General features: G+C 57.8%; 19 protein-coding genes and 1 pseudogene. 7 read left to right on the forward strand and 13 right to left on the reverse strand.

Translation table 11 applies throughout. The features are described 5' to 3' along the window. The first annotated feature begins 96 nt into the window (after positions 1-96). Both EKD05_RS19820 and EKD05_RS19825 read left to right on the forward strand, forming a co-directional pair. Positions 97-663: a hypothetical protein gene (locus EKD05_RS19820; protein WP_129676378.1), complete on the forward strand. Its 567-nt coding sequence runs from the start codon at positions 97-99 to the stop codon at positions 661-663. Beyond that, entirely contained in the window at positions 660-1,298 is a 639-nt protein-coding gene (locus EKD05_RS19825; protein WP_129676381.1) for a class I SAM-dependent methyltransferase, read from the forward strand. The genes EKD05_RS19820 and EKD05_RS19825 overlap by 4 nt, the downstream gene beginning before the upstream one ends. A gap of 229 nt (positions 1,299-1,527) precedes the next feature. Here the strand turns inward: EKD05_RS19825 and EKD05_RS19830 are convergent, their stop codons facing one another. The 5 genes from EKD05_RS19830 to EKD05_RS19850 form a co-directional block, all read right to left on the reverse strand. Beyond that, positions 1,528-4,044, reverse strand: coding sequence for an HAD-IC family P-type ATPase (locus EKD05_RS19830; RefSeq protein ID WP_129676384.1), 2,517 nt, complete (start codon positions 4,042-4,044; stop codon positions 1,528-1,530). A 458-nt stretch (positions 4,045-4,502) separates the two neighbouring features. After that, positions 4,503-5,162 (reverse strand): YIP1 family protein, encoded by a 660-nt coding sequence (locus EKD05_RS19835; RefSeq protein WP_129676387.1) that lies wholly within the window; start codon positions 5,160-5,162, stop codon positions 4,503-4,505. Beyond that, positions 5,162-6,247, reverse strand: a complete 1,086-nt coding sequence (locus EKD05_RS19840) for a hypothetical protein (protein ID WP_129676389.1) — start codon at positions 6,245-6,247, stop codon at positions 5,162-5,164. The genes EKD05_RS19835 and EKD05_RS19840 overlap by 1 nt, the downstream gene beginning before the upstream one ends. Next, positions 6,244-6,933 (reverse strand): hypothetical protein, encoded by a 690-nt coding sequence (locus EKD05_RS19845; RefSeq protein WP_129676391.1) that lies wholly within the window; start codon positions 6,931-6,933, stop codon positions 6,244-6,246. Before EKD05_RS19845 ends, EKD05_RS19840 begins: the two co-directional genes overlap by 4 nt. Positions 6,934-6,956: 23 nt before the next feature. Further along, positions 6,957-7,916, reverse strand: coding sequence for a carboxylesterase (locus EKD05_RS19850; RefSeq protein ID WP_165360838.1), 960 nt, complete (start codon positions 7,914-7,916; stop codon positions 6,957-6,959). A gap of 359 nt (positions 7,917-8,275) precedes the next feature. Between EKD05_RS19850 and EKD05_RS19855 the strand changes: the two are divergent. Then, positions 8,276-8,635, forward strand: a pseudogene (locus EKD05_RS19855) (Uma2 family endonuclease); the annotation flags it as partial. A gap of 39 nt (positions 8,636-8,674) precedes the next feature. After that, positions 8,675-9,967: an imidazolonepropionase gene (hutI, locus tag EKD05_RS19860; RefSeq protein ID WP_129676396.1), complete on the forward strand. Its 1,293-nt coding sequence runs from the start codon at positions 8,675-8,677 to the stop codon at positions 9,965-9,967. Here hutI and EKD05_RS19865 read toward each other — a convergent pair. Then, positions 9,936-14,441: a PAS domain S-box protein gene (locus EKD05_RS19865; protein WP_165360839.1), complete on the reverse strand. Its 4,506-nt coding sequence runs from the start codon at positions 14,439-14,441 to the stop codon at positions 9,936-9,938. The two genes, hutI and EKD05_RS19865, sit on opposite strands and share 32 nt — an antisense overlap. A gap of 764 nt (positions 14,442-15,205) precedes the next feature. Between EKD05_RS19865 and hutH the strand changes: the two genes are divergently transcribed. Then, complete coding sequence (gene hutH, locus EKD05_RS19870) at positions 15,206-16,759, forward strand: histidine ammonia-lyase (protein ID WP_129676400.1); 1,554 nt, start codon at positions 15,206-15,208, stop codon at positions 16,757-16,759. A gap of 119 nt (positions 16,760-16,878) precedes the next feature. On the opposite strand, the gene EKD05_RS19875 is transcribed toward hutH, so the two are convergent. From EKD05_RS19875 to EKD05_RS19895, 5 genes are all read right to left on the reverse strand, one after another. Beyond that, on the reverse strand, positions 16,879-17,547 hold the full coding sequence (locus EKD05_RS19875; RefSeq protein ID WP_129676402.1) for an NAD(P)H-dependent oxidoreductase: 669 nt from the start codon (positions 17,545-17,547) through the stop codon (positions 16,879-16,881). A gap of 466 nt (positions 17,548-18,013) precedes the next feature. Next, positions 18,014-19,000 (reverse strand): hypothetical protein, encoded by a 987-nt coding sequence (locus EKD05_RS19880; RefSeq protein ID WP_240695867.1) that lies wholly within the window; start codon positions 18,998-19,000, stop codon positions 18,014-18,016. Beyond that, positions 18,997-19,956, reverse strand: a complete 960-nt coding sequence (locus EKD05_RS19885) for an FAD:protein FMN transferase (RefSeq protein ID WP_129676404.1) — start codon at positions 19,954-19,956, stop codon at positions 18,997-18,999. Before EKD05_RS19885 ends, EKD05_RS19880 begins: the two co-directional genes overlap by 4 nt. Before the next feature lie 200 nt (positions 19,957-20,156). Next, entirely contained in the window at positions 20,157-20,543 is a 387-nt protein-coding gene (locus EKD05_RS19890; RefSeq protein ID WP_129676406.1) for a hypothetical protein, read from the reverse strand. 5 nt (positions 20,544-20,548) lie between these two features. After that, positions 20,549-21,331 (reverse strand): PepSY domain-containing protein, encoded by a 783-nt coding sequence (locus EKD05_RS19895; protein WP_129676408.1) that lies wholly within the window; start codon positions 21,329-21,331, stop codon positions 20,549-20,551. Positions 21,332-21,604: 273 nt separating this feature from the next. Here EKD05_RS19895 and EKD05_RS19900 point away from each other — a divergent pair, with 273 nt between their 5' ends. After that, positions 21,605-22,288 (forward strand): response regulator transcription factor, encoded by a 684-nt coding sequence (locus tag EKD05_RS19900; RefSeq protein WP_129676410.1) that lies wholly within the window; start codon positions 21,605-21,607, stop codon positions 22,286-22,288. Then, entirely contained in the window at positions 22,281-23,852 is a 1,572-nt protein-coding gene (locus EKD05_RS19905) for a cell wall metabolism sensor histidine kinase WalK (protein ID WP_165360840.1), read from the forward strand. The genes EKD05_RS19900 and EKD05_RS19905 overlap by 8 nt, the downstream gene beginning before the upstream one ends. A 156-nt stretch (positions 23,853-24,008) precedes the next feature. On the opposite strand, the gene EKD05_RS25945 is transcribed toward EKD05_RS19905, so the two are convergent. Further along, on the reverse strand, positions 24,009-24,167 hold the full coding sequence (locus EKD05_RS25945) for a hypothetical protein (protein WP_165360841.1): 159 nt from the start codon (positions 24,165-24,167) through the stop codon (positions 24,009-24,011). A 24-nt stretch (positions 24,168-24,191) separates the two neighbouring features. Next, the gene (locus tag EKD05_RS19910; protein WP_129676412.1) at positions 24,192-25,088 is read right to left on the reverse strand and encodes a phospholipase D-like domain-containing protein; all 897 of its coding nucleotides are present in this window, start codon (positions 25,086-25,088) and stop codon (positions 24,192-24,194) included. Positions 25,089-25,440 lie beyond the last annotated feature (352 nt).

Below are 25,440 nucleotides of genomic sequence, written 5' to 3' on the forward strand. Positions count from 1 at the left end.
GCCGACGCGCCGTTCCGTGTGTGGGGCGGCGCTTGTCTCACTTCAGCCTGATTTGTCGATCACTTTTACGCACAGCGTAAAATCTGGAGAGTCGTGATGCTAATGAAGGTGCATTATCAGGTGCTACGAATATCTACATGGCGAAATGTGTTCATTCTGCTGGCGATCTTCATCGGGATGAATCTGTTCTTGATGTACTCTGCATTCAGTCCAATGATGATCCTCCAGGGCTATTCAGGGGGAGCAGGCATCTTGGACATAGATTGGCTCTATACCGCTGATCATGCCTATGCCGTCTTGACCGCCTATGGACAAGCCGGGCGAAGCTATTACCTCTCTGTCTTTTCGGTTGTAGATCTGTTTACGCCGATCCTAATGAATCTGTTTCTAGCCATGTCAATCTCAATGGTCTTTGGGCGCGCCTTTCCTGCGGATCATCCGCTGCTCAAGCTTAACCTTCTCCCCTTTGTCGCAATGGCTGGGGATTATCTCGAAAATATTCTGATTGTGGTGTTGATCCTGGCCTATCCAGCCCGACTGGATGGTCTGGCTACGGCTGCATCGCTCTTTACCGCCATCAAATTCGTTTTCACCATCATCAGTGTACTCTGTATCGTCGCCGGTCTCACCATCTGGCGCTGGCCCAGGGAGGCATCCATATGAGCCACGCACGCTTTTTCCGCTACATCCAGGACGCACCTTGGTACGCGGACTTCTTACAGCCCGTACTGGATGAATTAAAGTCCTTGCCGCCCGGCGCGACGGTATTGGATATGGGAACCGGTGCGGGCAAGCTGATTGCCATGGGCCAGGCCCTGCCCGACGTACAATGGGAAGGTGCGGATGTGGATGCTGCCATGCTAGCGGAGGCGCGCAAACGACCGGCACTCCGCCACACTGCATTGCATCACTTATCTGCCGGCAGTACGCTGCCCTTCACCGATGCGCGCTATGAAGCCGTCACGTTTTGTTCTGTGCTGTTCCTCCTGTCCGACCCTATGCCATTGTTGGAAGAAACCTGGCGGGTGCTACGCCCACACGGCTTCATTGTCGCGCTGACGCCATCCGGCAGCGGCCAATCAAGGCCAATTCTGAGGAACCAAATTGGCTGGCGCTTCCACAACTGGACCTGGTTCGTCTGGAGACAGATGACCGCTGCTGCGGGTCAACGTTGGGGGCAGCAGGCGCCCTTGGCCGCATTTGCTCGACGGCACGGCGCTACCTACCAGAAGCAAGCGGTGTTTCACGAAATGGCAACCATTGAAATGGTATTCTACGGTGAGAGAATGCCAGTCTGAATGTGACAATGTAAGCAAACCAGGAAACAAGCACCTGGGCCAGGTAGAGTTCGTTGAGCCGCCGCGGTGCGCCGATGGCGTAGAGGGCCTGGGGTGCCGAGGCAAAGGCGAACTGCTCGCCCAAAATCCATAGCAACCCGGCGCAGCGACAACCGTAGCGTTGAGCGTACCCGTCATTCCGCCCACACGACAGGGCGGCGATTAAGGCGTCACGTTTCGCATATGTCGCCTACCGCTGCTCATGCGGCAATATGCCAAAATCAACGCCCAGGAAGCGACCCAGGGCATTGCTGCGCCAGACCCAACGAAGCAGAAAGAGCCAGGCGATGGCGCATCCCAGGATCAAGCCAAAACTCGCGAGGCTTGGCAATTGCAAGGTTGCCCAGCCGCGGAAGAGCGGGACAAAGAGGATCGTCAGATAGATGCCGGCACACACGGCAGCCAGGATCGTCGGGCGCCAGTCGCCGCTGAGTTCGTCGCCGCCGACCCACCACACGGTTGGTGGTTCGACAAAGACAACCAGCAAGAGGCCAGTCAAGAGCAAAAAGGTTGTCAGTGAACTCTGGGCGTAGGTGATGATGGTCGCCCCAAAAACAATCTGTTCCTCTGGCGGAATGCTCAGGCCACCTTGCACGACGAACTCGATGAACATTGACCCGTAGAGCACAATCAGGCCAAAAATGCCCGAGAGCAGCGCCGTCGGCAGCAAGAAGCGCAACAGACGTCGGATCAGGCCAACGCGCGCGATTGCGCCAGGGCGTGCCCAGAGGGCAATGAGCGGTGTGGGCACGCCTACGGCCAGAAAGGTCAACAGGGCGGAGTGGATCAGCGGAATTGGAAAGATGGCGCTACTCACCATCAAGGCCGACAGCGTAATCATCGCCAGGATCGCAGTATGTGTCAGGAAGAGGCGCAAGACATCCTGCATGCCATTGACAATGCGCTGTCCTTCTTCGACCGCTGGTGAGAGCACCGCAAACGAGTCATTCGTCAGGATAATATCGGCAACATTGCGTGTCGCCGCGCTGCCGCTCTGCATCGCAATGCCGAGATGGGCCTGTTTGAGCGAAAGCACGTCGTTGACGCCATCGCCTACCATCGCAATATAGTGCCCGCGTGCCCGCAACGCCTTGATCAGGCTCTCTTTTTGCTGCGGCGTGATGCGCCCAAAGATCGTCGCACTGGCGGCAGCCTCGGCGAATTCGCTTTCGCTCATCTGCGCCAGTTGTGGGCCCGAGACAAGCTTGATATCGCTTGGCAAGCCGGCTTGTTTCGCCAGCGCTGCGACGGTTTCGGGGCTATCACCCGAGATAATCTTGGGCTGCACACCAGCACGCAGAAAGCGTTCCAAGGTCTCGCGAGCTTCGGGGCGCAATTCGTCACTCAGGCTGATCAGCCCGATGGGTTGCAGTGGCGGCAACTGCGTTGCGTCACCCTGATTGCTGAGCAGCGCCGGGTCGGGATGATAGGCCACAACCAGGACGCGCAACCCCTGATCTGACCACGCCTGCATCTGCTGCTGCATCGTCTCGTCATATGGGTGATCGTGCAGATAGGGCTGCAACATTTCGAACGCCCCCAGCGCATAGATGCCGCGCCGGTCGGCTGCCCCAAAAGCAATGGCGCTCCACTTGCGTGCCGAGGAAAAAGGCACCTCTTCAACAACCTGGCGCGCCTGGCGGGGATAGGCCGCCGCGACCGCCTCACTGGTCTTATTGCCAGCCTGCGTGCTTGCCATCATCTCGCCCACGATGTCCTGCAACTCGGCTTCGCCCATTCCCAGAGGAAAGACCATGTTCATTTGCAGCCGATTCGCCGTCAGGGTGCCGGTCTTATCAACACAGAGCGTATCAATATTGCTGAGCGACTCGATCGCGTTGGATTGCTGCACCAGCACGCCGAATTTAATGATCCGCACCGCACTGATCGCATACGCAACGGCAATGCTCAGAAAGAGGCCATTCGGAATCAGCCCGGCTACCACCGTCACATCCTGCACACTCTCGGTGAAACCGCGGGTCTGGATGAACGAGTTGAGCACAAGCATGACTTCGAGATAGAGCACAATCAGCAAAAAGACGCGCACCAGCACATTGATATCCTGCTGGAGGGGCGTCAGCACACGTTTGTAGCTGCGTGCGCCAGCGGTAATCTGATTCGAGAGGCTTGCGTTGCCAACCTTCTCGGCACGGTAAAAGGCGCTGCCCGAGACGCAATAGCTCCCCGAAAAAACCTTGTCTCCATTTGTTTTGACGATCAAGTCCGACTCGCCGGTCAGTTGGGACTCATCAACTTCGATCTGCCCCTTGACGATCACGCTATCAACGATGATCTGGTCACCTGCATCCACTCTGAGGATATCGTCGAGCACAATATCGTCAGGCGCAAGCTGCTCTTCTTGCCCATCGCGCAGCACAATTGCGCGGGGAAGGTTGAGCAGCGCAATCTGGTCGAGTTGCCGTTTGGCCTGCAACTCCTGGATGCTGCTGACCAGCGCATTAATAAAGACCACGCCCGCCGAGATCAGCGCATCAAAGGGGCGCCCGAGCAGCAGCAGGATAAGGCCGAGGCCAAAGAGCATATTGTTGATAAACGTAAAGACATTCTCACGCAGAATCTGCCCATAGCTACGCGTCGCAATGCCGGTCACCTTGTTGACCTGGCCGTTGGCAATGCGTTGCTGAACCTCCTGGGCTGTCAGGCCCTGCAGTGGAAGCGTGCTACCAGTCTCAACATCCTGAACCATACGGAACTCCAGACTTGCTCATACGAATGAGGTTTTCTGACCTTCCTGGGTACGCGGGCGGCCCACCCACTGGTGCTCCCGAAGCGGGCGAACCGCCCGCGTACCCAGGGGCTGCGCTCTTGAGCAACAAAACCCGCCTGAGACCTCTGTGAGGTCTCTTCGCGTCCTTCTTTGCAACGTATTGGGTCTATACGCAATACCTTGCAAAGAAGCTCACGCGAAGGCGCGAAGGCGCGAAGGGTTCGCTCACCTACGCAAAAACCTTTGCGCCTTTGCGTCTTTGCGTCAAAAGAGCCGCCTTAGTTGCAAGGTATTGGGACTAGACGCAATACTTTTCAAATAAGCTCACGCGAAGGCGCGAAGGGTTCGCTCACGTACACTAAAAACTTTGCGCCTTTGCGCCTTTGCGTCAAAACAATCGCCTTCTTTGCTTTGAGCTTGCGCCAGGGGCGGGTGCTTTACCCCTGCTGGCTAATCACGAGAAAAGCCAGGGCCAGTAGGCCGCACAAAAACAGAAAAAACATCGTTGTGGGCACCAACACAACAACCAATGCACGCATCGGCGGCAGATTCAGCCCTGCCTGTACGCTCAGAAAGGTCAGGTAAAAGCCATAAAAAGAGACAAAGACAACCACCGGTGCGGTGAGACACGAGAAGAGGCTGATCGAGAAGACATTAAGCGTGGCTGACACAACTGAAATCGGCACCCAGAAAAGAGCCACATCGTACGCCAGTTCGCCATACGTGCCGCTTCCTCCTAGCGCTTTGCCAAGCAGAAAAACAATCGTCAGATAGGTCATAAAACCGATCAGGGTTCCCAATGCATTGGACAAAAGAGGGGTGTGTGTCTCGGCGGGAAAGAAGAACTCGGCGATCGGCAGATCCTGACCGATCGCCTGCCCAAAATTCGCGAACTCACTGGCAATCGCCTCCAGTTGCGTACCCATAAAAGGGCGGTGCAGATAAAATGATGCGATCCCCAACAAGGCTGTTAGCAAGGCACCTATTGATACATAGGCCAGCGCCCAGCGCAAACTATTGCGCTCGTGAGCCTCGAAGGTTGTCACTGACGGGCGCAGCAGAATGGCAATGCTGCTGCGGAGCATGGTCATGAGCATCAGATTTTGCCTTTATCTGCACGTTCGGGGAGGCGTGAACGTGCGCCGATCCGAAATTCTTCAATCAACGTCGTGGCAAGCTCAATCGTATGATCAAGGTAGCTCTGCCCATCGGGCAAAAAACTCTGATCATCGAAATAGCTTGCCGAGCGCGAGTGGGTCATCGGGCCAGTGGAAAAGCGGCGTAACTTGCCTGACGCAACAGCCTTATTCCAGCGTGAGTTGCGGGCAATCGGCCAGCGCCGCGGGAAGAGGTAATCGCCGAGGCGCTGCACACTGTCCAGATCTCCCTCTAGATGGATAATCTGGTCGGCGAGCGCAATGCCGTAGCTATCAGACATCACACCGCCCATCGAGATCACCTGCAACGGCGCTTGCAGCGCTGGCTTGAGGTACTGGGCTGAGCCTAAGACGACCTGGCCGCCGCCGCTGTAGCCATACAAGGTGACCGGACGCCCATCACCTGGCTGATAGCCCGCCTCGAGCAAGGCTTGCATAATCGTGCTCGCCGTGCCATAGTTGAAGACCGGGCCATAGCGCCGGTCAGCCGAAACGGCCACATGCAACAGATTGCGAAAGTTGATCAGCCCGCCGAGCGAACGCATGCGTGTACTGCTCATGCGGGCATGCTGAATAGAATCCCAGAACCGCCCAAAGCGATTCTCTTCAGCGAGGCCAACATTGTTCACTGAAAAAGCGAAGACATTATGGATCACGTGCGTATGTGGTAACGCTTCTTTCAGCCGATTGACGAAGCCCCATTCTAAATCGTCTAGATATTCGCCCGAGATATCGCCAATCCCCGAGAGATAGACCAGGAAGTGGTCTGGCTTTGTGGCAGCATCGCTATGGTGTGGCTGCGCATGAACCGCTGGACGGGCTGGTTTTGGCTGAGGTGTGCGGTGTTCCTCGCGAATCCGTGCCGACTCGGCCCCTCCGGCCCACCAACCCAAGATGCTTAAGGGCACCATCAACCCTGCAAGCAAAACGACGAAGATCATCAGACTGACCAGAAACAGGAGCTCCAGGCCAAAGATCTGGATGAAGTTGATCATCAACTGCAAGGTATACACAAACAAGTTCACGGTGCTTCCTCCACCGACGTGTTGGTCTGATCACTGAGACCCAGCGGCATTGGCGGCACAATATCGCGCAGTTGATAGTGGACATCCCTTCCTGAGATGATGCGTAGCAACCAGCGACTCAGCACCGTTGTTGGCCTGGTGGTAAGCCAGCGGATCAGTTGCAAGATCAACCAGCCACCGAGCACCATCACTGCCGCTTCACTCAGGGTAACATCGAGGCCAATGCTGATGCTGAAGGTCGCCAGGATCAGGCTAAGTCCCTGAAGCAGGATCAACAAGCCTGGGCCAAGGTAGGGAACGAAGGCGAGGAAGGCAAAGAGCAGGGGCAGATAGGCGAGCCCCACCGCCTGAATGGCGTGCGCAAGGGGCTGCGGGTTGTCGAAAAACAGCGCACTCATCTCGCGAATAGTAAACGCCCAGATCACCGCCCCAAAGACAAAGAGGATACTGGTGATCAACAGATTGAGGAAAAAGGGGCGTCGCCCGACGCGGTTGAGAAACAGCATCACCGCACGCGTTCCATACGCCTCGGAGAGCCCGGCCAGGAAGAAGATGCCAAAGGCAACATGCAAACCCACATACGAGTGGATCAGTTCGAGCAGGCTGCCGTTGAGATGTTCAAGCTGGAACAACAAGGTCCAGAGTGAAAGGAAGGCTTGAAAAAGTGGTCTGAGATCAAATGGCATAATGGTACATTTAAAACATGCTTTTATGCTTCAAGATACTGGATCAAAAGCGGATAGACATAATCTATACGTGCGGTTGGCTGACGTGGGTCAATCATATCGTGGGCCAGGTTATCAGCGGCACTGAACGAAAACGGGATCACGCGCTGATGATCGTGGCTTTGCCAACGCCGGGTCAACTGATCGATCAACGGGCGATTGACGACCGTATCGGCGTCATTTGTCACCATAACAACCTCACCCGCAGCTGGCGGGCGTCGCCGTGACTCGCGCAAAACGTATTCGCCTACGAGCATCATCACCCCAAAGCTCCGGAAGGCTTTGCGGATATAGTTATACTCGGGTTTGCGTGCGGCTTCTTCTGGTTGATCGTCAACCATGATATTGGGAATCCGCAAGAGGGTGTTGCGGATCACCGCCTGCTGAAACAAGGGCAACGTACTAATACCAAAAAACGGAGCAATAATGATCGCTCGTGCAACCTCGCGGCGCTCTTGGGCGATCCATGCGGCCACCGTGCCACCCGCCGAGAGCCCCAGCACGAAGACACGCTTGCCCAGGCCGCAGGCAATGTCTACCACCTCGTCACCAAAGGCTACCAGTTCGGCTGGTTGCAACCGCCCAAGTTCTGTTGTACGCCGATCGGCCATGCCATTTCGCGGCAACCTGGGGATCAACACCGTATGCCCACGCTCGTGCAATTGTTCGCCAAACACGTTGCATTGCACGGGGCAACTGGTCATGCCATGTAACAGCACAACCACTGACTCAGTCGGGGCACCGTGATCAAGCAAGCGCGAACCGCACTGCGCATTGACCTCTGGCCCATCCAGGGCTGCCAGGGCTGCAAAGCGTTCGCAGGCCTCGGCATAGCTGGTGCTGGGCCTGCCACGTGTACGCAAATGCCCTGTGCGTGGTGGCATTGCCAAGATTGCCGCTGCACCAAACAGGGCAGCTAGACTGATCGTACGCGGGGTAAGCATACGTGCAAACAAGCCTGATCTTTGCTCAGGGTTTGGGTGATTCATAGATGTGTACTTGTTATGGCTGAACTTTGTCGTGCGATTATAGCATAATATTGTGTCAAAATGGTCTCCATGGTAGCGCGGGCTTCCAGCCCGCGTGGGGTTTGCGGGCTGGAAGCCCGCGCTACCATGCTGGCCTTCGCTATACCCACCAGAATGGAATGCGTTGCGTGCAGGTGGGTTGATCGCTATACTGTGTGCAGATACTCGCCTCACGCTGAGGGTAGTGCTATGACGACTGATGTGTCCACACGTGACCTGCGCATAGTTCGTGCCGCTGATGGGCTCGATCTTGCCCTGGAACCGCTCCAGGTTTTTTTGCACCACTCCGGGTTCAGGTGCGGCCTGGCAAGTTTCGTGAACCAGATCTGGTTGTGTTGCTTGATGCCCAGGATCCTCGCAATCAGAATGACGCTTGGCTTGGCGCTGATCTGGTGATCGAAATCGTCAGCCCTGACTGTCCGACTCGTGATACCGACGAAAAGCCGCTCGATTATGCCGAGGCGGGCATCCTCGAATACTGGATTGTCAATCCGCTCACTGCTACGATCACGGTGCTGGTGCTCGATGGCGTGGCTTATGTCACCTACGGCGTCTTTGCCCGGGGCGAGCATGCCCGCTCGAAGCTGCTTGATGGTTTCAGTGTGCTTGTTGATGAGGTGTTTGATGCAACCTAGGGCTCTACCAGCGTAGCACCGGCTTTTAAGGAACGCTCGATGCAAGCCATTGATCTCTTGATTCATAGTGCCGCTCAGCTTGTGACTTGTGCGTCACCCGCTGGCCCGAAACGGGGGGCCGCGTTGCGCGAGCTTGGTCTGCGCACCGATGGGGCCGTGGCGGTGCATGGCACGACCATCGTGGCGGTTGGCCCTTCAGAAGAGTTGCGCCGTGCCTATGCGCCCGTTGCTGAGCTTGATGCCCGTGGCAAGGTCGTGTGTCCGGGGTTTGTTGATCCGCATACGCATGTGGTCTATGCCGGCCATCGGTTGGACGAATTTGAATTGCGGATCGGCGGGGCAACCTATCAGGCGATTATGGCCGCCGGGGGCGGCATCGCCAGTACCGCCCGCGCAACCCGAGCAGCCTCGGTTGACCAGCTTGTGGCAGCGACGCGACCACGCCTCGACCAGATGCTGCGCCTGGGCACCACCACCGCCGAGGCCAAGACGGGCTACGGCCTGACGACCGACGCCGAGTTGCGCCAGCTTGAGGCTACGGCACTGCTTGACCAGAGCCACCCGCTCGATCTGGTGCCGACCTTTCTTGGTGCGCATGCGGTGCCGGCTGAGTATGCAGGCCGTACCGAGGCCTATCTCGCTCTGGTGATCAACGCCATGTTGCCTGCCGCCGTCGCGTGGTATCGCCAGTCCCACTTTGCCGCGGCAGGGGTGCCGCTCTTTGTTGATGTCTTCTGCGAGCAAGGTGCATTTGATGTTGCCCAGTCGCGACGGATGCTCGCAGCTGGGGCGGCCCTGGGCCTGCCGCTCAAAGCCCATGTTGACGAGTTCAACGAACTGGGTGGGCTGGCAATGGCGCTTGCGATGGGCTGTGTCTCGGTGGATCATCTTGATGTGACCGGGCCGGCAGGCATCGCCCAACTTGCCGCTAGCCCGGCCATTGGCGTCCTAATCCCGGCGGTCACGCTCAACCTTGGTGGCAGCCACTATGCCGCAGCGCGCGCCATGATCGACGCCGGGGCTGCCATCGCGCTGACCACCGATATCAACCCTGGTTCGGCCCCGTGCCCCTCGTTGCCGCTCGTCATGGCGCTCGCCTGCCGCTACCAGCGCCTACTGCCAGGCGAAGCGCTCAACGCCTGCACCATCAACGCCGCCCACGCGCTTGGCCTTGGCGCCCGCATCGGCTCGATCGAAGTGGGCAAACAGGCCGACCTGTTGCTGCTCGACGTGGACGACTACCGCTACCTGGCCTACGAATTTGGCGGCAATCCGGTTGCCCAGGTGATCAAAAAGGGCGTCATCTACCAGTTGGGTTCAACAAGAGTTTGATCATCTCGCCGAGTTGCTTCAGTTTGATTGGCTTGCTGATGTACTCGGTGGCTCCCGCTTCAAGGCAGCGCTCGCGGTCGCCAGCCATTGCCAGGGCGGTGAGCGCAATGATGGGCACGTTGGCGAAGCGCGGATCTGCCCGCAACCGGCGGGTGGCTTCCAGTCCATCCATCACCGGCATTTGAATATCCATCAGGATCAGATCGGGTCCATGCTCATGGGCACGTTCGAGGGCTTGCTGTCCATTGGCTGCCGTGATGATGGTATAGCCAAGGTTTTCCAAATAATCGCCAATGATGATGACATTCGTTTCCATATCTTCGGCCAGAAGAATCTTGCCCAGCGTTTGAGCTTGGTTTGGTTCGACAAGTTTCCCGGAGGCCAGTTGCTCCAATGATCTGGTATCGGTTCTTGCTGTTCTTTGTTCGGGGGCATTGTTCCAGGGCAAGCAAACGGTAAATGTGCTTCCCGCGCCGACTTCACTTGCCACTTTGACACTGCCGCCATGAAGTTCAACCAATTCCATGACGAGCGCCAGACCCAGGCCGGTGCCTTCATGCGCCCGCGTCAGGCTGCTATCCACCTGGGTAAAGGGTGCGAAGAGACGCTTCAGATCTTCGGCGGCAATCCCAATACCGGTATCGATCACCGCGAAATCAATCGTCTGGCGTTGCACATCGCCCCGAACCTGAAGTGTAACCCTGCCCTTGGGCAGCGTGAACTTGACCGCATTGCTCAACAGGTTGATCAAAATCTGCTTCAGGCGACGCACATCGGCGCGCACCATCACAACCTGCGGATCAAGATCGAACTCGACCTTGATACCTTTCTTCATCGCCGGCTCCTTAATGAAGATCAGGCTTGTTTCACAGATATCCGCCACCGCAACCTGCTCAATGTGCATCTCTAGCTTGCCAGCTTCGATCTTGGACAGGTCGAGGATATCATTGATCAGGCTGAGTAAATGCTGTCCACTCGATGCGATGACCGCGACCATTTTACGCTGGCGTTCGTTCAGTGGTCCGCGGATCTCTTCCAACAAGATTTCCGCCATGCCCAGCACGCCATTCAACGGCGTGCGTAGTTCGTGGCTCATGTTGGCAAGAAACTCGTTTTTTGCGCGTGAGGCCTTTTGCAAGGCGGTATTGGCGGTGCTCAGCTGATCACGACTGAAGCGCAGGGCATCTTCTGCCTGTTTGCGTTCGGTATGATCAAAGATGGTGGATCGGCTCTGGAGGTAATTGCCGTATGCATCAAGGATCGCCACCGAGTTGAGCAGCGCAGGAAACGTAGAGCCATCCTTGCGCCTCATCTCGCACTCGATATTCAACATCTCCCCACGTTTCTTCAGTTCGGCAAAGGCTTCTTTGAAGAACGCGGTGCTCGTGCTGGTAACAAAGTTCTCAAAGGGCTCCCCCAGGACTTCATCGCGCAGATAGCCAAGCCAGGTCAACGCTGTCTGATTCATCGCCACAACGTGACCATCAGCATCCAACGAATAGTAGCCGGTGGGGGCATACTCATACAGATCTTGCACTTCGGCGGTGCGCTGCTGAACGCGTTCCTCCAACTCTTCGGAAAGCAGGCGATATTTCTCTTCGCTGGTGCGCAATTCGTCTTCCACCCGCTTGCGCATAATGATATCAAAGACCGCCTCGGCAAGACGTTGCAGGATATTCAGATCCTCTTCAGTATAATGCTCTGGCTTATTGCCCACGCCCATAGTCGCCACCACAAGGTTATTCCGCGTGACCGGCAAAGAGAGCATCCGCGTAATGGGGACATGGCCTTCCGGCATGCCTTTTTGATGCATGAGGGACGGAAAATCATTATAGATGCGCGGTTCGCCGGTGCGGATGGCCTCTGCCCAGATGCCCGCCTGATCCAACGGGTAATGCTGTCCCTTGCCTTCGGCGGTGCAGACATGCAAGGTGTTCGTTGACCATGCCTGCAAGTTGATCGTATGCTGGTCATCATCAACAAAGTGGAAAAAACCGATCCTACTGTCGGTCAACGTCTCGGCTTCATCCAGCATCATGCGCATCAGTTCTTCCATCTTGTTTGTCGCATACGATGCATTCGTTAGCCGTAAGATCGCCTGGGTATACAATTCCTCACGTTTTTGCCTGGTAATATCGAGGTGGGTTCCGAACATCCGGACGGGGTTGCCCTGTTCATCCCATTCCATCACCTTGCCCTGATCGCTTATCCACACCCATGAACCATTCTTATGTTTCATACGGACTTCGCACGCATAAAATTCGGTCTCGCCTGAAAAATGCTGTTGCAACAGATCAGTGGATCGCTTGAGATCATCGGGATGGCACAGATCAGTCCAGGCTTTGATGCATAGAAGTTCGAGTTCTTCCAGGTCATAACCTACGATCTCGGCCCAGCGTTCATTGAAGACAAGCTCACCGGTCTGCACATTCCAATCCCACATCCCGGCTTTGGCCCCTTTGAGCGCCATTTCGAGGCGGGTATGGCTCTTGGTAAGCGCCTCTTCGGCCTCCTTACGTTCATGGATATCGCGAAAATTGATAATGATCGCTTCAACATGCGGTTGGGCCAGCAGGTTGCTAAAGGTGCTTTCGATCCAACGCCATCCGCCATGCTTATTCTGGAAACGGTATTGAATCGTCGGCACGTAACTAGGGTTCTGGAGCAGCTCAGTGAGTTTGGCAAGCACCATGTCCCTATCGTCGGGATGCGTGCGTTCAAGCGGATTCAAGCCAAGCACCTCATCACTGCCAAAACCCATGATCGCCGTGGTAGCCGGGCTGGCATACTTGAGACTACCGTCGGCACTGATCAACACAATGCCATCCGGCGCGTTCTCGATCAGGGCGCGATAGCGTTGTTCGGCGAGCCGCAGCTTGTTCTCGGCCTCTTTCCGTTCGGTAATATCTTCAAAGGTCGCGAAGACCTGGTAGGGCTTCTCACCGCCAGCAAGAAAGCGCGGCACGGCATTGATATTGAGCCAGCGATAAGACTCCAGCTGGGGATTATAAACCCCCATGACCACGTCACGCACGGGTTTGCCGGTACGCAAAGCGACCATCGCGGGGTGCTCTTCCCCTGGAAAGGTCGATCTATCATCCTGGACAGCATGCCACCGCGGGTCGATGGATGTGCGACCCTGCATCTGATCCAGGGTCAGGCCCAAAATTCGTTCGGCAGACGGGTTGGCGTGGATAATCTGCCCATCCGCTTGTTGAAAGACAACCCCCTGAACCATGTGCTGAAAGAGCAGGTGGTAGCGCTCATCGCTTTCGCGGCGAGCTTCTTCTCCTCGTTTGCGTTCGGTAATATCCTGGATCAGCCCTGAAATGGCGAGCGGATTTCCTTCTTGATCATATTCAAACTTTGCGTAATTTGTAATCCAGTGCAGATCGCCTGAAGCCGTGAAGATGCGATATTCGAGTTTGGGAATGCTCTTTTGCGTCAATACCTCTTGCAGCGCATGGGCTGCCCTATCGCGATCCTCTGGATGAAAATACGCGATGATCGTGCTGAAATCCTCTTCGTACTGCTCCGTTCCAATGATCTGCGCGGCCTCGGGCGACCAGAGCATACGGCTGGCAGGAATGTCATAACGCCAGGTACCCATGTGTGCGGCAACAAGCGTTTGCTGCAACTGGTCATGGCTGCGCGCCAAATCTGCCTGGGTTTGCTGATGAATCAGCACATTGGCAATCTCTGCTGCAATCACCTCCAGCGTATGATGTGTTTGTTCTGGAATAAAAGCCTGGCTATGCGAAGCAAGATTCAAACAGCCCAGAACCTGCCCGCGATGCTGAATAGGAATCACCGCCAACGAGCGCAGGTCCTCAGCCTGGTAATAACTCTGGGTGTGCAGTTCAGCTTCTGTGAAGGAGATCATGACCCCACCAAGCATAAGCTGAGAACCCGAGCTGTCTTCGCCAAAACGTGCAATTTTGTGTACAAAATCGAAACGCAAACCTTGATGATAGGCAAGTTCAAAGGCCCGGTTATTTTCATTAAAAAGATAGAGTCCGCCACAATCTAAACCTGACACGCGGATTGCGATCTGAAGGCAAGACGCCCAGGCTTCTGCCGCTGGCAAATCCCGTCCGATCAACTGGGCCAAGTCGCGTTGGGCGGCAGTCAATTTTTCGGCTTGTTTGCGCTCGGTGATATCAATGCCAACCGATAAAAACCTTGTTATTGCGCCATGTTCATCTTGAACAGGCGTATCAGTCCAATGATACTCGCGTATCCTTCCATCTTCTACCGTCACCGGATGTTCATAGCTCACCGTGCGCGGATTAGCCGTCACTTCGGCATAGAATGCCGCCGTGGAAGCACGCGCTTCTTCTGGCAAAAAGTTGAGCCACTTTTGCCCCCGCGCCTCGCCCTGAACACCAAAGATCTTTTTATATTTTCCATTGGCAAAGGTCAAGGTTGTATCTGGCATCCAGAAACACAAACTGACATCCAATGCTTCAATCACTGTTTCCAGCTCCACCACCCGGGCACGTGCCTCTGATAATTCACTTTCAAGCTCAGATCGGGTTATTGTTATTGTTGTGGACATAGGACCATCCCATCCGTTTGTGGGCAACATTGCTATGGTTCAGTTGATGTTCAAGGTCATGATCATTATACCATCCTCATAATGGCTCCCACTGCCTCCTTATCACGACTGGAAGATACGTCTGTGATATGATACGACTGGGCTTGATTAACCTCAAAGACCTATTCCCAAAAGAGGGGCGTCAGGCGCAGCAGCGCCAAGCCCAACTGGTGCTTCGTCCGCAGGTGTGCCTGGTTATCTGAATCGTGCTCACAAAAGGAGACCTGGAATGCGATGGTTCATCACAAGCGGCACTATCTGGAATAATAGCGAACGTGATGATGGTGCACTCTACAATGACCGTGGGCAGATGGTCAGCTACTTACGGGATTAGACAAGCTTTCAAAAGGGCCGGATCAACGTTATACGTCGGCACCACGATGGGGGCAAACTGCACAGGAGTCTGAAACCTTGTCTTAACAAGATGATCACGATCCGGCTGGCCGAGTTATGCTTATTAGCCTGTCAACAAAGTTTTCTGGCGTCCTCAGCCGTCCACGAATGGGGGCCACGAATGAACGAAGAGCGCATGGAGCAGCCCATATTCGTTTCTTCGTTATCAGCATTCGTGGTCGGCGGTGCTACCGGGAAATTTACTTCCCAGACTACTTATAGGTCACCCTGACTGGAGGCGCTACAATATGCAGATCAATGGCGAAGCGTTGACGATCGCACAGGTCTTGAACGTGGCGTATGGGCAACCCGGTGCACCGTTGGTTGCGTTGAGCCCCGCAGCGACCACGAAGGTGGCACGGGCGGCGTGGGCGGTTGAGCAGTTGCTCGAACGCGGTGAGATTGCGTATGGCATCACGACTGGCTTTGGGGCGTTCAAAGACCGGCTGATCCCGCCCGATCAGGTCGTGCAGTTGCAACACAATATTGTGATGAGTCACGCGGTTGGGGTTGGGCCGTTGCTTGATCTTCCCACGGTAAGGGCGATGATGCTGATCCGGGCCAATACGCTGGCCCGTGGGCATTCGGGGATTCGTCCTGCGACGCTCGAACTGTTGCTGGCGATGCTCAATGCCGGTGTTCACCCGCTCATTCCGAGCAAAGGCTCGCTCGGTGCCAGTGGCGATCTGGCACCCCTCGCGCATATGGCGCTGCCGCTGATTGGCCTTGGTGAGGCCGAGTATCGTGGCGAACGTCTGCCCGGTGCCGAGGCGCTGCGCCGCGCTGGTCTTGCCCCATGCCAACTCGCCGCCAAAGAGGGCTTGGCCCTGACGAATGGCACAACAGGCATGTGTGCCCTGGGTGCGCTTGAGACCCACCGGGCTGAAGTGCTGAGTCAGACCGCCGATATTGCCGGCTGCCTCAGCCTCGAAGCCCTGAACGGGACGGTGCTTGCCTTTGACGAGCGCATTCACGCGCTGCGGCCGTTCCCGCGCCAGCAAGAATGTGCCGCCTACCTGCGTGCGCTGCTCGCTGGCAGCGAATTGACCCGCGGCCACGACCCGCGCAATGTGCAAGATGCCTATACCCTGCGCTGCATTCCCCAGGTACACGGCGCTGTCCGTGACGCGATCGCGTATGCACGCTGGGTCTTTGCCATCGAACTCAATGCCGTGACTGATAACCCGCTCATCTTTCTTGACGACGAAGATCAGACGATCGCGGTGCTCTCAGGGGGCAACTTTCACGGCGAGCCGCTCGCGATTGCACTCGATTACCTCGGTCTCGCCGTCACTGAACTGGGCAATATCGCCGAACGACGCATCATGCGCCTCACCGATGAAGCCTCGAATACGCAGACGTTGCCGGCGTTCCTCACCAGCGAAGGTGGGCTCAATTCGGGTTTTATGCTGGTGCAATACACTGCGGCGGCGCTGGCGACCGAAAACAAAATTCTGGCCCACCCCGCCAGTGTTGATACAATTCCCTCGTCGGCCAACGTCGAAGATCACGTCAGTATGGGCATGACCGCCGGGCTCAAGACGCGCACGATCCTCGACAATGTGGCGCAGATCCTCGCGATCGAGCTGCTGGCGGCAGCGCAGGGCCTCGATTTTCGCCGCCAGATCGTCGGCCCCCAGGCCCGCCTCGGGCGCGGCACCGCTGCCGCCTACGAACTCATTCGTCAGCACGTGCCCTTCATCGAACGCGATACGGTGATGTACCCACATATCGAAGCCGTGCGCATGCTCGTCGCCGATGGATCAATCGTCGCCGCTGTCACCGCAGCGATGGAGGGATAGAATGCCTGGCGAGCGGTGCGGCAAAGCCGCACCGCTCGCCAGGCGTTCTCACCTGCTGAAACGGCTGCGACCGGCACGTAAGCAAAGCGGCACCGCTCGCGAGGCGTTCGGTAACATGTTCAGTACGTTTCCCATGCAAGCGGCGTTTCCTGATCAAGCCGAGCCAGGCGCTGCGCAAAGCGTTCCAGTTCCGCCTGACGCTGCGCATCGCTCATCCGTACCGGTCCATAGACAACCTGCGGGGCAAGCACATCGAACCCAACAAATTGCAACATGCCACGCTGGATCGGCTTGAGGATCGTAGTGATGTCCCCATGAAAGCCATGTTTCACATAGGCTTGCTCAGGGCCACCGGTGGTCAACGAGAGCAACGCACGTTTGCCGCGAAACACGCCCCCCTCGTACATTCGACTACCCCCATAGATCCGCCCCATCGCAAAGACACGATCAACCCACCCCTTGAGTACCGCCGGCAACCCAAACCACCAGAGCGGGAATTGCCAGATCATCAGGTCACACCACTCAAGTTTCGCCATCTCGGCCTCAAGATCCGCCGCAAAGCCCTGATGCTGTGACGCATAAATCTCTTCGGTCTGAAGCTTGAGAAAAGCCGGATCGCGCACGGTCGTAAAATTCTCTCGACTAGAGACAGGGTCAAACGCCATTTCATACAGATTCGACGTTTTGACTTCAGCTCCAAGCCGGGTCAGAGTTGCCTGGGCCGTCACAAACATGGCATGGTTGAAACTCTGGGGCTCGGGATGCCAGTAGACGAGAAATGCCTTCACGCTGGTCACCTTTCATAAAGCATCGCCAGACACCAACACCAGTCAACGTTTTAGACATGTTTCAAACGAGCTTGACCGTTTGCAGTGATTGGAGTGCCGACTTATTAGTCTGTGAACTAAGTTTTCTGGCGTCCTCAGCCGTCCACGAATGGGGGCCACGAAGAAACGAAGAGCGCATGGAGCAGCCCATATTCGTTTATTCGTTATCAGCATTCGTGGTCGGCGGCGCGACCGGGAAACTTACGTTACAGACTACTTATGGTCTTCCAGTACATAATCCGGTATGCGCGACACGGGCGAGACCTCTCAGGTCTGCGAGACATGTGAGGTCTGGTCGAGCGGATTCATTTCTGGAAAACCATTCGTCGGCTGAGCCGGAAGCCGACTGAAGTCGGCACTCCCACTGTCATGCTCAAAAGCTCTTTTTGAAACCTTGTCTTAGAGAAGAATATGGTGGTGAAAGGTATCATAACACAGACGTAGCCGGTTTGCTTTTTCCTGGCCTCTTTGCCTGGCGACTCACCAGGATGCGGTAGACCGTTAAGAAGAGGATCGTGCCACCACTCAACCAGTACAAACCGCTGATCATCCCGTTGCTGCTGTCGCTGCCACTCCAGATGCCATGAACGAGGGCAAAGATAAAAACAAGAAAACTTAAGAAATGAATCAGCCTCCACATGCTTCTGCCAATGCGATCTTTGATATAAAAGCTAAGCCCAACCAGCGCCAGACCATAGAGGGCCAGTTGACCCAGGCCCACCCAGAAGGGGGCAAAGCCCTGATAGGCAAAGGGGACGAGCAGTTGCCATAGGCTCGCCTGGATATAGGTGTCGCCCAGCAGAATCAGCCCATGAAAGATGGCAAAGGCGAGGCCCAGCAGACTCGTGTGCTGGTGCAGATCAAAGGCGATTGGTCCGCCCGGCCAGAGCCGCGCCAGTCGGTTGGTCATCAGCAGGCCAAAGACCATCGAGAGCCAGAGCAAGGCATAGGCGACCATGGCGCTGCTGCGCGCCAGGTACCAGTAGGCTTTTGGCTCGGCCCCTAGCAGCGAAGCACTGAGCCCCGGCAGCCATGTCGGCAAGACAACGACGGCGGCAAAGGCCCCCAGAATAGCGCCAAGCAATAGCCCGATCAGCGCCTGGGGCGACATCGCCGGGGGCAGATCAGTGAAATCCGGATCGGGGGCTGGCGCTGGTGCTCGCCGCGGCGCGGGCGTGGTCGCAGCCGGTGTGCGCGTGGCTCGCGGCGGAACTGGCTTGGCCGTCTCGACCGGCGCGGGCCTGGCCGCAACGGGTGGATCGTCGCCTCGCACCGCTGCCGGGGTGGGCGGATGGTCTACCAGTGGGGCGGATGCAGCAGGCACGGGTGTCGCGGAGGTGTCCGTCGCAACGGCCTGGTTTGTCGGCGCTGCCGTTGTCGGTGTCGTCGGGGTCGTCGATTCGCGGGTCGTCATAATACGCTCTCTTTCCAACAGACGGCAGACCAAGTTGTCGTCTGGATAGCTTGATTCGTTTCAGGTACCAGCAAGGCGGCGAGTTCTGGTTGTGTTTCAAGCCAGGCCAGCCCCGCTTCACTGCCAAGGATCAGGGCTGCCTTTGCCGCAGCCTCTGCCTTTTCCAGGGTTGGCGCAGCCACCGTCACGCTCAGCAGGTCACTCGTGGCGGGCTTCCCTGTGCGTGGATCAATGATATGGTGGAGAACATCCGCCCCCTTGCGCCAGCGCCGATAATCGCGCCCCGACGTGGCTAGGCCACCCTTTGCCAGCAACACCAGCGCTAGTTCCTTGCCCGGTTCACGAGGATCGGCGACCGCAATGGGCCACGGCGAACCGTCGCGACAGGGGCCACTGACGGCAATGTCGCCCCCGGCATCAACAAGCGTTGGCCCATACTCCGTCAGGCGCTGCACCGCTTGCCTGGCCGCCCATCCCTTGGCAAAGCCCCCCAGGTCAAGCAGCATGCCCGCTGGCAACGCCACGGCGGGTATCGCCGGGTTGCGCTCGATCAAACGCCAGGCAGTTGCCTTGTGCGCTGATGGGTGGTTGTGAAGCGGCCACCCATCAGTGCCTGGGGATGGACGATCAACCGACAAACTGGCAAAATCCCTGTCATAGCCAGCCTCCATCAGGTGGGCAAGCAATGTAGGCGTGACCAGGCCATTGGTTGCCTGCGCCGCCTCAAGCGCCACATCCAGCACATCCCAGAGCACATGGCTAACCGTGACCCATCCCTTCCCTGCCTGCCGATTGAGTTGCATCAACTCGCTTTTGACCTGAAAGCGACTCAGCGCGGCTTCCCAGGTCGCAAACCAAGCAGGAACCTGACGCAGCGCCTGTTCGGCAGCTGGATCAGCGCTCTCAACCAGCACCAGGATGGTCGATCCCATCGCCCGAAACGTTAGCTGAACCATCACAACACCCTTTGCTCGCAGACCTGTGAGGTCTTGTTGTACGATCCTCATTCCGCCCCCCTCCCAACCTCCCCAGCGGGAGAGGGCTGGGGAGGGGGGCGCGCATAAACGAATACGTGCGTCACAAAGCCTGTTTTCGTTTATTCGTTCTCAGTATTCGTGGTCGGCGGCGCGACCGGAAAACGTAGGTCACACACTACTTAACGCGACGACTGCGTCACGGTAACCGGCGCAGGTCGGGCCGGGGCCACCACGACTTCGCGGAGGGCCGGGGCCGGGGCCGGGGCCGGGGCCGGGGCCGGGGCCGGGGCCGGGGCCGGGGCCGGGTCGGCAACCACAGGTTGCGTCACGGAGGCCTGCACGACGGCGGGCGTCGTGCCAATGGCTTGCAGCGTCGGAATGGGCGGCGGGTTGAGCAACCACGCGGGTGGCGCACTCACGACTGCTGCCACGGGCGCGGCAACCATTTCTGGCGTGGCCTGGCTACTCAAGGTGGCCCAGCCACCAAGCGTTGCTGCCAGGGCAGCGGCGCTGATCATCAGTTTCACCCCTTGCGTACGTTGCCCCTGTGCTTGCGGCTTCTTCATCGTGATTAGTCCTCCTCCGACTCGCGCTCACCCTTGATCTTGGCATAGATCACCTGACCGGTGGTGGCATCAACATAGATTTCACTCTCATCGGTGAATTTGACTTCATAGACGAGGACGCCGCGCTCTTGCTCAAGTTCGGTCTTGCGCACCGTCCCACCTCCGGCATAGAGCATTGCCGCCTGTGCCGCCTCTTCGGCTGTGATTTGCCCACCCGCTGTTGCACGGGGCGTTGTGCTATCAGCAAGCACTGCCGCGCTCTGCGCATCAAGATAGAGTGTTCCTTGATCAAGCACAACCTCATAGGCGGCAACACCCTGATAGCTCACCACCTCAGGGGTACGGAGCAGCGTCGCCCCTGGAACGCGCTCGAGCGCGAGTTGCTGCGCCTGCTCAGGCGTGACGGCGTAGGTGATGGGTGCCGCTGCGGGTGCCGCTGCGGGTGCCGCTGCGGGTGCCACTGCGGGTGCCACTGCGGGTGCCGCTGTCACGGCCTGATCGGCGGCAGGAACGGTCTGTTGGGCCATCTCGGCTAGTTGCTGATTCGCCTGTTCCAGGCGGCTATTTGCCTCGGCAAGTGCCTGCTGGTACGCTGCCTCACGCTCACGGATCAAGGCTTCAACTGTTGGATCAAGTGTGCCCTCGGTGGCCTGTGCAGGTGCGCTAGCCGTTGTTGCCGTTGGCACCACAGCCGTCCCGCTACTCAAACGATTTGCCAACCCTCCCACCAGCACCAGCACGAACGCCGTCAAACCTGCTGCAATTATCAACATCGTACGCTGAGTCATGTTACACATGCCTTTCTTTTTTATAGGATCTGCGGCTTCAGGAATCTCGCTTGTGCTGGCGAAAACAGCCAGCTTCGCAGGCCGTTTTCGCCAGCACAAGCATGGATTTGGAGGGCGTTAGCCCTGCTCCTCGACCTTGCGCCGCAGGCCATTTCATATCTCACAAGGTAAGCATACCCTTGCAACCTGAAGAGATGCTTAAAGTGATCCGCCAATCTTCCAAGATTTTTCCAAGCTTTGTGCGGTATGATGCAGGTAAGCTGAGGAGGAACTATGCGTGTGCTGGTGATTGAGGATGATCAGCGTCTTGCCCGCCTGGTGGCGCGGGTGTTGCGTGAGGAACATTATCAGGTTGATCAGGCTCACGATGGTGAAGCCGGGCTCGATCTGTTGTTGCGGGGCACCTATGATGTGGCGATCGTTGATTGGATGCTGCCAGGTCGTGACGGGCCTGCCATTTGTCGTGCAGTACGCGCAGCGCGCCTGGCGACGGCGTTGCTCTTGCTGACCGCCCGCGGTCAGGTTGAAGATAAGGTGGCTGGCTTCGACAGCGGGGCCGATGATTATCTGGTCAAACCGTTTGCCTTTGAAGAGTTGCTGGTGCGCGTGCGGGCGCTCAGCCGTCGTTTTCAATCGGCGGCACCGTCGCTTGATGAACTGCGCAATGGTGAGCTTGTGCTCGATCTGCGCAATCATACGGCCCGGCGTGGGCTACGCTCGCTTGATTTGACCCCCACCGAGTGGAATCTGCTCGAATATCTGCTGCGCAATGTCGGCCAAACTCTTGCCAAACAGCAGATCCTCGATTATGTCTGGTCGTACGAACAGGATGTGCAACCACAGATGGTTGAGGTCTATATCTCGTATCTGCGGCGCAAGCTGAATGCTGCCGGCGAGCCCGATCCGATTGTGACGGTGCGCGGCGTTGGCTATCGGCTGGAGGTTGACCGTGTTTAAGGGCTTACGCCTGCGTTTGACGCTGCTCTATATGCTGACGGCTCTGCTGTTGGTCGGCCTGGTTGGTGGTGGGGCCTACCTGGTGGTCGCCCGCTATTTTCAGGGCATCACCGATCTTGCGCTGCAACACAAGATGGCCCACGAGTTTCATGCGCTGGCCGCGCCTCTTCCGCCTGATCTTGTTCCGGCTGACCGCGATTGGTCAATTGTCCGTAGTGAACTCGGCCTGGTCCCCGATCTTCGCCCCGCTGATCGTCCCCTGACAACAGAGGATGCCGCACGCCTGGCGAGCGCTGCGTACCAGCAGAGCGAGGTGCGCCGGATTAAAGCAGAGACCGAGCGCGGGCAGACGGTCTTTGAGGTGGAGTTTGAGGATGGAACCGAGCTGATGGTGATGAGCGACGGGACGATCAGGGACGATGACGGGGATGATGAGTCGCGTTCGGTACCAGCGCCTACTTCACCGACGACAAGTGTCGATGCCTTTGCGTCGGTGGCGTATGATGCCGAACTTGCGGCGATTTTTGTGCTGCCCCTTGATGCGACCGGGCGCGTCCTCTTTGATCCCAATCCATATATGGCGCCGATTGCCCCACAACGCGAGGCGCTTGACCAGGCGCTTGCCAACGGCAGCGATGTCCGCACTGTCCAGACGGCTGATGGGCGCGAGGTGCGTCTGTTGACCTATCGGCTGACGCGCACCGATGGCCCGGTCGCACTTCAACTAGGGCGCGTGCTCAGCGATCAGGCGCGGGTACTCAATCAGTTGCTGGGCAGCCTGCTGGGCCTGGCCTTGCTGAGTGTGGTTGGTATCGGTTTTGCCAGTTGGTGGCTTACCGGCCGTGCGCTCCAGCCAGCCCAGGAGGCGTGGCAACGGCAACAGCACTTCATCGCGAGCGCTAGCCACGAATTGCGCACTCCGCTGACCCTCATTCGGGCCAGTACCGAAGTGGCGCTGCGTGGCACGCCAGCGGATGATCAAGACCAGCGCGAACTGCTCGGCGATGTGTTGACCGAGAGCGACCATATGGCCCGCCTGGTTGACGATCTGCTGGTACTTTCGCGGCTCGACAGCGGCAAACTTCCGCTCAACATCGCCCCCGTTGAGTTGCCGCTGTTGCTCGGCGAGATCCAGCGTCAGGCCGCACGCCTTGGCCGCGAACGTGGCCTTGCCGTCCAAGCAGGTTCAATCCAGGGGCGTATCAACGCCGATCCCGATCGCCTGCATCAAGTCTTGCTCATCCTGCTCGACAATGCGTTGCGGCACACCCCCGCTGGTGGCACCATCACGCTTGCCGCCGAACCCCAGGGCAGCAACATCTGCGTAACGGTTCGCGACACCGGCAACGGCATCGCCCCGGCTGATCTCCCGCACATCTTCGAGCGCTTCTACCGCGCCGATCAGGCCCGCGGGCGCGCCGAAGGCAACGCCGGCCTGGGCCTCGCTATCGCCAAAGCCCTGATCGAAGCAATGGGGGGCAGCATCGGGGCGACCAGCACCGTCGGCCAGGGCACCGAAGTGTGGGTGCGGCTCCCCGTGTCTCATCGGACGCCACCTCTATGACCGTCAGACGTAACTGTTCACCCTGCTCCTGGGAGCGCGGGCGGCCCGCCCGCTCTAGTCTGGATGCGGGCGAGCCAGCGCAGATGCTTGTCATTCGCCCTCGCATCAAAAAACCCTCTGCGCCTCTGCGCCTCTGCGTTAAAACCTCTGCGCCTCCTACAACGCCTTCAAATCCGCCGCGCTCAGCCCGTACAACCGCGCCACCCGCTCGTCGATCTCCTCAGGGGCCTTGCCCAACGAAACCACCGCGCCAGCGACCTGATAGCGGGCAAGATAGTCACGCCACATCGGGCTCAACTTGGGCGGACAGATCACGAGCGTATTGCTTTGCTCACTCTCCTAAAAGATGCGCGCCACCGCCGTTGCCATCAAAGTCTTGCCGAGGCCAACCACATCACCGAGCAGCACCCCCTCGCGGCGCTGGAGATAGCGCGCTGCGAGCCCGACTGCCTCAGCCTGAAAGGGCAGCAGGATGTCACGCAGATCGCGGGGCAGCGTAAACGCGCGGGTGCCTTCGCGGGCATCCTGCGAGAGATAGTAGGCCATCTTGAGATGGACGTGGTAGGGCGCGATCACCCGGTCAGCGGCCCAACTGGTTTCGATCAACTCCGCGAGATCAGCGGAAATATCGAACGCCAACGGATCATCCCAGCGGTCATCGAACCAGTGTTGCAGCTTGTGGGCCGCGTCCTGCTCGACCACATCCACATTCAGTTCACCGTGACCACTGAGGCCCGAAAAGCTGAGGTTGCTACTCCCAACAAACCCAATCAGGGGCGTCATCGGATCATCGCGTTGCACCAGATAGAGCTTGGCGTGGAGCGGATGGCGCAAAAAGAGCTTGACGCGCAGCTTGCGTGCCCGCAGTTGCGCCGCCAGGACATGCAGCGTAGCGCGGGCCTTGGAAGAGGGCACCCCAAACTCAATCTGTTCGCGAAAGCTCTGGGCGGCCTGCCGACGCAAGCGGGCCACCGTCGGGCCATCGAGATAGCCCTCGCCCTCACGCGGCAGCCGCTGCAACGCCCGCATCACCTCGTGCTCGGGGCGTTGCATGCCCACCAGCAGACGACAAAACTGGTCATCAGTGCCCGCAAAGCGCCCCACAAGATCCGCCAGTGCATCCCAACCACGCAGATGGAAATAGCCCACCGCTACATCAAGGCGATGGCTGCGTTCCAACATCGTACGCAGCGTCGGGAGCAAGGGCGTCGTGATGTTATCGAAGATCGTAGGCATAAGCACCCCGCCAAGAATATCCGATTTTACACCCAAATCCCTTGCGCTTTTTTGCTTCCTCGCGCCTACGGATCCATTGTAACACTAGTTAATACCAACTGAAATTGAACACTCCGCATAGGCGTTGTCGCCAGAGCGCGTGGGAACGCCATGCGCGGCAATCTGCAATCCAAAATCTGCAATCTGAAATGGTATAAGCCGCGCCGCTTGTTTTGACGCACAGACGCAGAGGCGCAACCGGGTGCCTTGCCCCTACCGATGAAACCCCTTGAAGGGAGACCGATACACATTAGGGACTACGCAGTGGCATCAGGACGCGCCCCGTCGCGCGGGCGCTTCGTCATGTCGGTCT

The sequence above is a fragment of the Candidatus Chloroploca sp. Khr17 genome (genome assembly GCF_004138165.1).
Taxonomy (GTDB): Bacteria; Chloroflexota; Chloroflexia; order Chloroflexales; family Chloroflexaceae; genus Chloroploca.